The following is an 11,749-nucleotide window of genomic DNA, read 5'->3' as shown; positions in this document are numbered from 1 at the left end:
GAGCTTCAAAATTCAGAAAAAGGCTTTTCGAATGTTTTTAAAAAAAATTAAAATTCAATTGATTAAAAGATAATAAAAACTTAATAATAGAACTCGTTTTTAATTATATGAAAGAACATGAAACAAAAAAAAGCCCACAAAAGGCTTTTAAAAGAAAGTAAACAAAATAACACGATTACAAATCGAAACTTTTAATCAATTCTCCTAAAATAGTTTTAGTTGAACGTTCGTCGTAATTAGGGATGGATTGCCCGTGCCATAAGTTTAGCAATTCTACATTTTTTTGCGCTTTGGCAGCCTTCCGTAAAGCTCCCGTAAGCTTATTCTGATAGGGATAGGGTAAGATATAAGATGAGTCTTCCAGAAGTTCCGTAAACGTATTTTTTATACCGCGCGCATAACGCCCTGAAAAGCTACGCAGCAAACGGATATCACTTTCTTTAATAGCTTGTAAACGACTTTTCTCAAAGGGCTGCAAAGCGCTCTCTGCCGCGTTCACCAAAAGACTACCTACCTGAAAAGCCTGTGCCCCCAGGCTTGCTGCTGCAGCGACTGTACGATTGTTATACAAACCGCCAGCATAAATCAAAGGAACATGAACCTTATCATATACCTGCGCCAACAAGGAAAGCCCTCCAATTTGTGGCAGTTCATTCCCTAGGAAACTGCCCCGATGACCACCAGCCTCTATCCCTTGCACGCAGATAACAGGAATGCCTGCCTGCTCCAAAAGCAAAGCTTCCTCCACCGAGGTACACGTACCAATAAGCAGTGTGCCTGCGGCTTTTAGTTTCTGTATACTTTCGGCATCAAGGCTACCAAACGTAAAACTGACGATAGGGCAAGCCTCTTCAATTAGTACATCGACCTGCTCGTGATAGCTGGGCAGCTGCAAATCATCAATATCTGGAAAATCGACCGTCAAATTATGTTCGACAGCAATCGTCTGTAGAAATCCCGAAACGCTTCTATAATCGGCACGTAGGGCGGCAGTAACTTCTGGAATACTATGCGTAAAAATATTAACAGCAAAAGGCTTATCCGTCAGCATCCTTACAGCCGCCAACTGAGCACGACAGTAGTCGGCAGGCATATCGCCCAATGCTAAAGACCCTAAACAGTGCGCTTCGGCCGCCGCTGCGACCATTTCGGGCGTACTGACGCCAAACATCGGAGCTTGAATAAAAGGATATTTAATTCCAAATCGTTCGAATATAGGGTTCTTCATCGTAGCAGCTATTGATTTTCCTAAATTTACACAATAACAAAGGAAATACAGCTTTTTAAAGCGCTTAATCTGTATAGATACGTAGAAAAAACATTTATTATCTTAGCACTTTAACGATAAACAAAACGATGAACGCTGCCGTATATTTCGAAATCCCTGTAACCGATATGCCTAGAGCTATAGCTTTTTATCAAGCAGTCTTTGGCTATGCCTTTGAATTGGATACCATCCACGACTGTGAGATGGCTTTTTTTCCGCTTGAAGAACAACAAGGCGGCATTTCTGGAGCTTTGGCAAAAGGAAGCATCTACAAGCCGAGCCATGAAGGGTCTTTAATTTACTTGCAAACTGATGATTTGGAAGCTACCCTTCAACGAGCAACAGACCTAGGTGCTCCTATCCTATTTCCTTTAACCCACAATCCTGGTTGGGGCTATGTAGCCGAGATTGAAGATAGCGAAGGCAATCGTATCGCCTTAAAACAGGCTGAAAAATAATCAAAACGAGTAAGGTTGCCCAAAATAAGGGGAACCTTACTTGCCTTTATTTATCCGGCGACAGCCGCATCAATCAAAATAGCCAACTGCAAACACGGTTGTTCCGAACGGTTGCTCCAGGCATGATTCGTAGCACGTTGGATGACGATATCCCCTGCTTTAAGTAAGGTTTCTTCCGTCTCCGTAATCAAATAAACCTCACCCGAAAGGATAATGATATAGTCCAAACTCGCTGTTTTATGCATCAGCGGATGGGGCTGCCCCGCTGGAGCTTCAATGCCCAAACTTTTATCCGTCGGAATTTGCACATAACGCATGTAGGTACCATTCTTCAGTACTGCCGGAAAAGCGCTATTTTCAATAGGCTCTTCCTCGATTAAAGAAGCTGGCGTTTGGCTGGTTTGCCAAACATCGGATATCACCAAACCGGGATAGTGTTCCGACACATTGCTAACTTGTGCATCCTGCTCAATATAGGATTTCCCATCTTTAACTCCCGTTACTATTCTTCTAGGTATTGTCTTCATATTAGTCTTGATTACGCATAATTAATTTTGCCCCATGTGTTTTATTTGCTTGGAGCAGTCGGTGTGCCTCTTCGGCTGTTGCGGCAGATAAACCACCTAAAACGCGAATCTCCGGCGGACTTATTTTGCATGCATCAAAAAGATCTTTAAGCTGCTGCAAGGCTTCTTTAAAATAGCTATACTCTTTATCAGCACCATATCTGAAATTAGAAATCATCAATATAGTAGCTCCAGCGCTAAATAAAATATCACTCGCTTTTTGGCTTATAAAGTGAGTTACATCGAGATAGATACCGCTCGTTTTCAGCAAAGTTGCTACTGTCTCGCCCAACTGATTTCCAACACAATCCATAATGACATCAAAACGTTTTTCCCCATTCTGGGAATATAAAAGTGCGGCTAAATCATCGGAGCGATAATCGACCAACTGCCCTGCAGGTAGCCCCAAGGCAAGCAATTTCTTTTTCGCAGCTTCGTTACCATAGGTCACCAGTACCTCCTTATACCCAGCATACAACAGGAGCTTAAGGAAGAAATTGCCCACACCACCCGAAGCCCCCGTCACCAATACACGATGGTTTACATCTTTCGGCAAACGGTTAAATGCCTGCAAAGCGGTGATGCCTACCGATGGTAATGCCGCTGCCTCCTCAAAGGATAAACTGTCGGGTTTCAAACCCAGGATGGCTGCTGGCACGACAATGTGTGACGCATAGGTCCCATTGGAACCCATAGATCCGCAAGCACAAAAAACAGCATCGCCAACCTTAAAGTCTAGCACCAAAGAACCGATAGCCTCCACGACGCCCGATAGCTCACGACCTAAAATAGGCGACTTCAAGTAACGACGTTCATATTCGTTTTCACGCATTTGATAGTCTATCGGATTAAATCCAGATGCTACAATGCAAACCAATACCTCGTCAGCCTTCGGCTCAGGCGTTGGTACTTTAGCATCCAGCAGCTCATTGGCTTCGTTTAAAAGTATAGCTTTCATCTTTAGACATTTTTTTAACAAAGATAACCGCCGAATAGTATAAATTTGTTGGGGGTTAACTGGAGGTTACTAGCACGAAGAACGATGGATAAAACAGCAGCAGAGAAAAAAGAACCTACATGCAGTCAGGAACTACGTGCCATGCGTGATAGCTTGGACATCTTGGGTGGGAAATGGAAATTGCGTATCCTACAGTACCTCAGTAACAGGCAGCAAGAGGAGCTACATTTCAAAAAAATACAGCGTGAAATAGAAGGAATATCGGCCAAGATGCTGAGCAAAGAGCTCAAAGATCTAGAAACAAACTTACTCATCACGCGAAGTATACAGGAAGAGCCGGAACATAAAGTGCGCTATGCCATCACCGAATATGGGAAATCTGCCGTTCCCATCACCGCACAGCTCGTCGATTGGGGATTACAGCATCGCGATAAAATAAAAACAAGTATCAAAACAGAAAAAAATAACGACAAAAGCCAGCTCTAAAGAACTGGCTTTCGTTTTATACAATTTTTGAAGGCGTTAAATCAACATCCCACCGGATACCTCGATGCGCTGACCATTTACCCAACGTGCATCTTCCGAACAAAGGAAAGCGACTACCCCACCGATATCGTCAGGCAATCCAGCTCTTCCTAAAGCCGTAACACTTGCTATTTGTTTATTCGTATCGGCATTGTCACGCACATGACCTCCACCAAAATCAGTTTCTATAGCGCCTGGAGCAACCACATTGGCCGTAATACCACGTCCGCCAAGCTCTTTTGCAAGGTAACGTGTCAATACCTCAATGGCTCCTTTCGCACTAGCATAGGCCGAAGAACCTGGGAAAGAAAAACGTGCTAAGCCCGAAGAAATATTAACGATACGGCCACCATCATTGATGTAAGCCAAAGCTTTTTGTGTCAAAAAGTAGACGCCTTTATAATGTAAATTAACGATATCATCAAAATCCTGTTCCGTTGTCTCCGCAAAGGAAGAATACAAACCTGTTCCTGCATTATTTATCAGAAAATCAAACTTAGGGCTTCCTGTTTTTTCGTTAAGGTGCTCCCCTACAGTTGTCAAAAAGCTATCAAACGAGGCTACATCGCCAGCGTTAAGCTGTAAAGCGAAAGCATTTCGTCCCAAAGCCTGAATTTCAGCCACTACCTTATCGGCTTCTTCTTTATTCTGCTTATAGGTGATGATGACATCATTCCCCTTTTCGGCCAAACGAAGCGCCATATTCTTTCCTAAACCACGGCTACCGCCAGTTACTAAAGCTATTTTTGTTTTCATCTTATATTTGTTTTAATATGACAAAGTTGGTCTTTTTCACGATGGTCAGTTTGCCGATATCAAGTCATTATTTGCGAAATTCAAACTATACTTAAGAACGAAAAGCTAAAGGCGTCAGTTGCGTATGCTTCTTGAAAAAGTTAGAAAAATGAGCCAGCTCTTCGAAGCCTAAACTAAAGGCTATCTCCGAAACATTCCAATCCGTTTGTTTGAGGAGCAACTTCGCTTCTTGTGCCACACGATTGCTAATCAATTCCGTGGTTGTCTTCCCTACAGATTCTTTCAACACCTTGTTCAAGTGATTTACATGAACCGATAGCTGGTCGGCATAATCCTTTGCCGACTTCAACCGCAAGCGCTGCTGCGGCGACTCTATCGGAAACTGCCGCTCCAGGAGCTCCACAAACAATGAAGTAACACGCGCAGCAGCATTATGGTTTTGATTACTCTCCATACTGGGTTGCAATTTTTGTCCATAATGGATAAGCTCGAGTACATAATTGCGTATTAAATCATACTTATAGGCATAATCAGAATGAAGTTCTTTCTGAATTTTCTGGAAGATGCTAAAAACTTCCTCCCTTTGTATATCGGTAATTTCAAAAATAGGATAAGCTCCCGATTGAAAAATTGGTAAATCGTCAAGCACAACGCCAGTCTTCGACTTTATTAAAAAATCTTCCGTAAACACACAAAAAAAGCCAGACTGGTCTACATCTTGGGGAATCCAGTGGTAAGGCACCTTAGGCGTAGCAAAAAGCAAAGCATTACGAGCTATATCAAAACTCTTATCCGCATACTCTGCACGATTCCGACCATTAATAACACTGATTTTATAATACATACGCCGATTGTAAGGCATACGCTTACTAACCTTTGTCTCTTGCATGGTTTCTGCAATATCAAAAACATTGAAATGCCCTATCTCCTTCGTGATATCAGGAGGCAGAAAGGTATAAATCTCCTTCCCCATAGCATCTGATATTTGTTGATAAAACTCATCTAAGGATGTCTTCTTCTGTATTTTTCCCATGCTATTTTTTTATATAGGCGCTATGCATAAAATTAGACAAAAGAGGGATTTCCGACAAGCCTTATTTGTCCATTTTTTTTAAAGCATCCATGGGAATGACATAAAGATCCTCCGTTTCAAAATTCCAAACATTAAGATACTTTTCCGAAACAACATTGTGCTGTTTCCATCCAGTAAATTTACCATAGAGCATTAAGGTGCATATATCAGTTGCAGTCATTAAATCTCCCGTTTCGTGCAAATGGTTATGTAAAGTCGTTTGTGCTTTTTGTTGTGGATTGTAGGCGATAGGAATAATATTTTTATGCAATGCTTTTTTACTTTTTAACTGATTTTTCTTATCAAAAGTCAAGAGATAGTCATTACCAAAAACCACAATCCCATGTTCGGTAGGGCCAGTTAAGACATATACCTTATTCTCTTTCTCACCCAACAAAGGCACAAAGTTTAAATTCATACCTTGATAATATTTAAATAAAGAAGTATCCCGACGAACCTCCTCTATCGCCCCTTGTCTTATCAGAAATAGCTTATGTTCAACGGCAGTTAAGTCTCGTTCTTCAAGATAAACCATGGCTTTTTTTGTATCAAAGCTATCGTCAAACACTATCGTTCCTATAACGCGAGGTTGGCTAGCACGCGAAAAGAATACACATTTATTTTCAGCGCCTTCGGTGTAGGAAAAATAACCACCAACGTTAGATTTATTAGTATAGTCATGAAAGAATAAATCGGTACCATACCAAGAAGCCATCTCTGACTTATAAAGCTTTTTTCCTTCGGCAACAACTTTCTGTTTCATTGCGTTAAGATTCTGTCCTTTAACAACAACGCATAGCAAAACTAATACAAACAAGACGGGTTTTTTCATAAATCTAGGTTCTTAATATAAACATCAAAATACAATTTTTTAAGTGATAAAATAAAGCATGGCTAATAAATTGTTAAAAATAAAGAGCCACTTACTGTAGTAAGTGGCTCTTTATTACAAATATTTAATAGTGCAATTAAGCGTAAAAGTCTTTCAGATATTCTGCAACACTTGTTGGCTTGCGACCAAGGATATCCTCCAGGCTGTGTCCTACTTTTTTAAATTCACCTGCTTTGATACTTGCTAAAATCCCAGCAAATAGACCAACAACAACAGGCGGTAAACCTGCACCCGCTAATGCCTCTTTATAAGCTTCCTCGCCAGCGTCTACATAATTAATTTTCGTGCCTAAAATTGTCGTTAGGGTTTCGGCTATCGCCGGAAAGTTTACGGATTCTACATTCACTAAATCCAACGTTTGATTAACATAACGGTCAGCGGTCAACAAAACGCGCGCTGCAGCTTCAGCTAAGTCATTTCTGGACGTGAAAGCCGCTTGTGTATCTCCTGCTGGTGCAAACAAAGTATGGTTTGCTTTAATCCCAGGGCCAATGATGTCTGTCAACATGTCCATATAAATACCGTTACGCAAAATGGTATAGTTCAGACCGCTATTTACTAAAATATCTTCCGACTCTACATAACCAGGCATAAGACCATTAGGTGAATCTGCCGCCGTAGAAGTGTACTGAAAGCTCGTGAAAATCAAATGATCTAAGCCAGCCTCTTTCGCGGCTTTAAATACATTTTTATGATGCTCTTGGCGATGTACCAAATCGTTAGATGATACAAAAAATAACTTGTCAATGCCTGTAAATGCCTTTACTAAAGAAGCATAATCGCCATAATCTCCGATACGTACTTCCGCACCTTGCGCCGCAAGGTCTGCCACTTTACTAGCATCACGACTTAAAATTGCCAAAGGAGTAGCGGGATTACTTTGCAAGTAATGACTTGCTGCTACTTTTCCTAAATGTCCTGTTGTTCCTGTAATTAAATTCATAATATGCTCTATTTAATTTTTTATACTTACTTTTGGTAAGTCAAAGATAAAAAGTAAGTGTTCTTCAAACAAGAACTTTACTAAAGGAAACCCACTTACCTCGAAGTTTGTTTTACTGATTATCAAAGAATTAAATTTTAAAATAATGAAAGATTTTTCTACGTCTACAAATTGTCCTGTTAGAAATGTGCTAGATCGCTTATCGGATAAGTGGACAACCCTCGTGGTATTGGTTTTAGGTGAGCATGAAAAAATGCGTTTCAATGAGCTACATAAGGCTATTGGTGATATTTCGGAAAAAATGCTTACCGTTTCTCTACGTAAGCTAGAAGCTGATGGCTTAATTGCACGTCAAGTATTCCCTGTTATCCCGCCAAAAGTAGAGTATCAACTGACGGATTTAGGACGTAATTTTTTGCCTTTAATAGATTCTATTTCTAATTGGGCATACCAAAATATGGAGGAGATAATGAACAATCGGCAGCAATACCAAGCATCATAGCCTTAATCGTCGAACCGCTATGATGCTCCCTAATTGAGCGAGAAAATAGCAGGCTTTAAATTCATAAAATCCCTAGAAATAATAAGCCCTGCAATATAATTGCAGGGCTTATTAATTGTGGTTTATCTTTCAAAACGGTTAGGCACCTACAGCCTCTACCCCTTTGGTCTCTCGATCACTTGTAAATAAAGAGCTTACAACGCCAATTCCAGCGACAGCATAAAGCGCCAACAACACTAAGCTCAAACCGCCTACAGCAAAGTCTTAAGGTATAATTTGACTCAACAGGGTCATAAACGACAGGCAGATTCCTGCTCCTAGAAAATAGGTTGTACTCGTCAAACTTGATGCCATTCCATAATCAGCGGCTTTCATATCACGCACGCCTAAAATAGACAAGCTGGTAAAGCAGAATGTCATCCCCACACCAGAAATACAAGCAGCACCAAATAAAACAACAGGTAGTGCATGTCCTATGAAAACAGACAATAATAAAGCTAGTGCACCTAATAGCATAAATGACCATCCAAAGATTCCCATCTGTACAGGAGATAATCTTTTCGAGATCTGTGGCAACACAAATTTAGCCACCAATGCCGACATGATACTGAAAGGAACTAACATTAGACCGGCCTCTGCAGCTTCATAATTCATATCTTTCTGTAGCATCAAAGAAATCAAAAATAAAAATCCGATAAAGAAAGCACCTAAACTAAAGAAACCTACATTAGAAACCACCAGCGATTTATGCTTGAATAAACGTAAATCAATAAGTGGCTCAGGCACTGTTTTAAGACGACGGAATACGACAGTCAATAAACCAACAGCCATCACTAACGATCCGACAACTAATACAGGCTCTTCTTGAATGTGCAACAATTCGTGTGTTCCAAAAATCAAGGCTAGTAAACCTACAACTAAGAACAAAGCCGATAAGGTATCCGTTTTCTGTTTATGTTCTACTTTTTCATCTACTGGCAAGTAGAAATAAGCTAGAATAAGCGTAATCAAAAGGATAGGTACATTGATTAAAAATACCCAATGCCAACTTAAATAAGTACTCAAAATACCACCAATAGCCAAGCCACTTCCCGACCCAATTGCAGCAAAAGAACTGAAAATACCTAAAGCACGGTTTCTCTCTTGGTTTTCTCTAAATGTATTGGTCACGATAGATAAAGCCGATGGCATGATAAAAGCTGCGCCCAATCCTTGCAACGCACGAAATACGGCTAGCGATTGAAAATTGGTCGCCAAACCAGCACCTAAAGAAGTCAACATAAAGAGAAGACCACCGAACAAAAATATTTTTTTACGTCCCAGTTGATCTGATAATTTCCCTCCAATAATTAAGAAACCACCAAAGAACAATACATACAAGGTCTGTAACCATTGTACGACATCTTCGCCAATAGCAAACTGCTCTTGGATGGATGGAATTGTTAAATTGATGATGGCGATGTCTAGTGCTTCTACAAAGGTACCAACGGAGGCTAAAATTAAAATCAGATTTTTTCTGGACTGCATATTACTCGAAATTTCGGGCAAACTTAAGAATAATAGAACGATTGAGGTTAATCAAAAACATTTTCAGAACAAGAGCCCCTAAAAATATAAAATTAGGAGTCATTTGTACTTTTATTTAAATTTGTAGCACAAAAAAAAGAACAGATGACAACAGACAGCTACAGCCTCGACGAAAAAGATCTTGCTATACTTCGCCTTTTACAGAAGGATGCTAAGCTCAGTGTGCGTGATATTGCAGCGCAAATTAACCTCAGCACAACGCCCACACATGAGCGTATAAAGCGCATGGAAAAGCTAGAAGTCATCAAGGAGTATACCACTATCGTAGATAGAAAAAAGGTGCAAAAGGGAATGATGGTGATCTGTATGGTAGCGCTAAAAGCCCATAATAAAGGGCTCGCTATTCAATTTATTGAGCAAGTAAGCCAGCTGAAGGAAGTCGTGGAATTCTATAACATCAGTGGCGACTTTGATTTTATGCTTAAGATACTTGCCCCTAATATGGATGAATTCCACGACTTTTTTGTGAATCAATTATCCGAAGTTGAAGGTATCGGACAGACCAAAAGTATTTTTGTGATGAACAGTATTAAAGAGAGCAGTCAAATCTTATAGAAAATAAGACGCTTCTAGAACAGAATCTCGTTAGGCTTTTTCAGTCCACTTCGGATTATGTTTTAATACTTCGTGGTAAATCGGACAGTTTTCATTGTGTGCTCCCGGTAAGTAGCCGATGCTCATCAAAAACTCGCCTACAATTTCACCACCGGTAAAACGGAATGTTTTCTTAAAAAGCTTTACCCACTCCTCTTTTGTTTTTGGGTGCTGCAAAGCAATCCAATTGGCAAAAGAACCATGTGCTGCTTGTAGTGTAAGGATGGTTTTGGCATTTTCAATGGCCGCATTTACCTTCAAACGATTGCGCACCACACCTGGATCAGCCAGCAAACGGGCACGGTCATCTTCACCATAGGCCGCTACTGTAGCAATATCAAACTGGCTATAAGCTGCACGGAAAGTATCTTCTTTTTTCAAAATCATCTCCCAACTTAAGCCGGCTTGGTTGATTTCCATAACTAAACGACCAAACAACTCATTGTCGTCAGCTATCGGAAAACCATAATGGTTATCGTGATAATTTTTATGTAAAGCCTTTCTTTCTTCGGGCACCATCCCCGGAATCGCAGCGCAGTAACTCATCAATCTATTTTTTTATGTATACCCACAAATATAAAAAGCAGCATTGACAACAGTATGTCATGAAGGATAAAAAATAAGTTGAAACTATAGATTGATTTATACCAGACAATTTTACTTCGGCTCGAATGTTTCTTTATAAAACCACTTTATCTCATTGTCCACAAGTTCAATTATCTTAGCATCTATCCTTTCCTTTCTTTGGTTTATTTTCCGCAGTTTATCTACAAGCGGTACATACCCGATTAAAAGCTCATCTGGCCCTACATTTTGGTTGTCTATTATCCGCTTCACAACGCTACCATTCTTAATAAAAGAAATAGCATAACTTGATGAGGTACGTGAGCCACCGCCAATGTATTCTGGGACCACCTTATCTAGATTTAAGTATCTAAAATTAGCAAATAAAGAATCTGCTGTGGTAGACGCAAGCTTACCGGACTGTCTATTCTTTTCAAGATTACTATAATAAAAGGTACCCTTTCTATCTAAATAGAATACCTCATCATTACAACCATTGCAATCTCCAAGTTCGCAGAAAATCACTTTCGTAATAGCAAGAGCATCATATTCGTTCTTTTCAGCGGGAAGAACTTGGGGCCTTACATACTTAATATCATAGTTAAGTTCATCATAAAATAATATTAAGCTATCTTTTGTCAGCTTCTTAATTAAATAGGCATTCCAATTTTGTTTTTTAACATTCCAAATTTTTAAAGAATCCTTAAGCAGCACAAATTTTGTATCAAAGCCTGAGGTCATCCCTTCGCAAATATTAGCTCCCCGTATGTTGTCAAAAGAACAATTTAAATGACAGACTTCACCCTCAAAACGAAAACCACAGTTATCCCTAGACAATCCAATACTATTTTTTCCATGTATACGAGGAAGCGGGGCGTGATCAAACACCCAGCTACCTTGAATTTTTTGGCTAGCAGAAGTTTCTATATCAAGGTTACATGATAACGTCAAAAACAATAAAATAGGTATACAAACGGTCTTCAAAATCGTTACAGGCTTGGCAAACATAATTTCTTTTACTTCATTTTGGATTATAGAAAAGTAAGTCGGATGCAAATCAGTGAT

At 39.9% G+C, this 11,749-nt stretch carries 14 protein-coding genes; 4 read left to right on the top strand and 10 right to left on the bottom strand.

Features of this window, described 5'->3' with window-relative positions; translation table 11 throughout:
* Positions 1-175 precede the first annotated feature (175 nt).
* Positions 176-1,228 (bottom strand): NAD(P)H-dependent flavin oxidoreductase, encoded by a 1,053-nt coding sequence (locus WH223_RS16690; protein WP_340048928.1) that lies wholly within the window; start codon positions 1,226-1,228, stop codon positions 176-178.
* A gap of 128 nt (positions 1,229-1,356) precedes the next feature.
* Between WH223_RS16690 and WH223_RS16685 the strand changes: the two genes are divergently transcribed.
* Positions 1,357-1,725: a VOC family protein gene (locus WH223_RS16685; RefSeq protein ID WP_340048927.1), complete on the top strand. Its 369-nt coding sequence runs from the start codon at positions 1,357-1,359 to the stop codon at positions 1,723-1,725.
* A gap of 50 nt (positions 1,726-1,775) precedes the next feature.
* Here the strand turns inward: WH223_RS16685 and WH223_RS16680 are convergent, their stop codons facing one another.
* Complete coding sequence (locus WH223_RS16680) at positions 1,776-2,252, bottom strand: cupin domain-containing protein (RefSeq protein WP_340048925.1); 477 nt, start codon at positions 2,250-2,252, stop codon at positions 1,776-1,778.
* 1 nt (position 2,253) lies between these two features.
* Positions 2,254-3,249 (bottom strand): quinone oxidoreductase family protein, encoded by a 996-nt coding sequence (locus tag WH223_RS16675; protein WP_340048924.1) that lies wholly within the window; start codon positions 3,247-3,249, stop codon positions 2,254-2,256.
* An 84-nt stretch (positions 3,250-3,333) separates the two neighbouring features.
* On the opposite strand from WH223_RS16675, the gene WH223_RS16670 reads away from it, so the two are divergent.
* A complete protein-coding gene (locus WH223_RS16670; RefSeq protein ID WP_340048923.1) occupies positions 3,334-3,735 on the top strand; it encodes a winged helix-turn-helix transcriptional regulator in 402 nt (133 codons plus the stop codon).
* 36 nt (positions 3,736-3,771) lie between these two features.
* Here WH223_RS16670 and WH223_RS16665 read toward each other — a convergent pair whose 3' ends face one another.
* The 4 genes from WH223_RS16665 to WH223_RS16650 all read right to left on the bottom strand — a co-directional run bounded on the left by WH223_RS16665 (position 3,772) and on the right by WH223_RS16650 (position 7,437).
* A complete protein-coding gene (locus WH223_RS16665; protein ID WP_340048922.1) occupies positions 3,772-4,530 on the bottom strand; it encodes an SDR family NAD(P)-dependent oxidoreductase in 759 nt (252 codons plus the stop codon).
* A 91-nt stretch (positions 4,531-4,621) separates the two neighbouring features.
* Complete coding sequence (locus tag WH223_RS16660) at positions 4,622-5,563, bottom strand: helix-turn-helix domain-containing protein (protein ID WP_340048921.1); 942 nt, start codon at positions 5,561-5,563, stop codon at positions 4,622-4,624.
* A gap of 61 nt (positions 5,564-5,624) precedes the next feature.
* On the bottom strand, positions 5,625-6,365 hold the full coding sequence (locus WH223_RS16655) for a hypothetical protein (RefSeq protein ID WP_340048920.1): 741 nt from the start codon (positions 6,363-6,365) through the stop codon (positions 5,625-5,627).
* A 205-nt stretch (positions 6,366-6,570) separates the two neighbouring features.
* Positions 6,571-7,437, bottom strand: a complete 867-nt coding sequence (locus WH223_RS16650) for an NAD(P)H-binding protein (protein WP_340048919.1) — start codon at positions 7,435-7,437, stop codon at positions 6,571-6,573.
* A gap of 145 nt (positions 7,438-7,582) precedes the next feature.
* On the opposite strand from WH223_RS16650, the gene WH223_RS16645 reads away from it, so the two are divergent.
* Positions 7,583-7,939 (top strand): winged helix-turn-helix transcriptional regulator, encoded by a 357-nt coding sequence (locus tag WH223_RS16645; RefSeq protein ID WP_340048918.1) that lies wholly within the window; start codon positions 7,583-7,585, stop codon positions 7,937-7,939.
* A gap of 264 nt (positions 7,940-8,203) precedes the next feature.
* On the opposite strand, the gene WH223_RS16640 is transcribed toward WH223_RS16645, so the two are convergent.
* A complete protein-coding gene (locus WH223_RS16640; protein WP_340048917.1) occupies positions 8,204-9,466 on the bottom strand; it encodes an MFS transporter in 1,263 nt (420 codons plus the stop codon).
* A gap of 144 nt (positions 9,467-9,610) precedes the next feature.
* On the opposite strand from WH223_RS16640, the gene WH223_RS16635 reads away from it, so the two are divergent.
* On the top strand, positions 9,611-10,081 hold the full coding sequence (locus WH223_RS16635; protein WP_340048916.1) for an Lrp/AsnC family transcriptional regulator: 471 nt from the start codon (positions 9,611-9,613) through the stop codon (positions 10,079-10,081).
* A 30-nt stretch (positions 10,082-10,111) separates the two neighbouring features.
* On the opposite strand, the gene WH223_RS16630 is transcribed toward WH223_RS16635, so the two are convergent.
* Both WH223_RS16630 and WH223_RS16625 read right to left on the bottom strand, forming a co-directional pair.
* A complete protein-coding gene (locus WH223_RS16630; RefSeq protein WP_340048915.1) occupies positions 10,112-10,666 on the bottom strand; it encodes a DNA-3-methyladenine glycosylase I in 555 nt (184 codons plus the stop codon).
* Between the two features lie 111 nt (positions 10,667-10,777).
* The gene (locus tag WH223_RS16625; protein WP_340048914.1) at positions 10,778-11,692 is read right to left on the bottom strand and encodes a hypothetical protein; all 915 of its coding nucleotides are present in this window, start codon (positions 11,690-11,692) and stop codon (positions 10,778-10,780) included.
* Positions 11,693-11,749 lie beyond the last annotated feature (57 nt).

Origin of the sequence: Sphingobacterium sp. MYb382, from assembly GCF_037572665.1 — a bacterium.
GTDB lineage: Bacteria > Bacteroidota > Bacteroidia > Sphingobacteriales > Sphingobacteriaceae > Sphingobacterium.
Note: the sequence above shows the minus strand (reverse complement) of the source record. Positions and strands in the feature narration are given on the sequence as shown.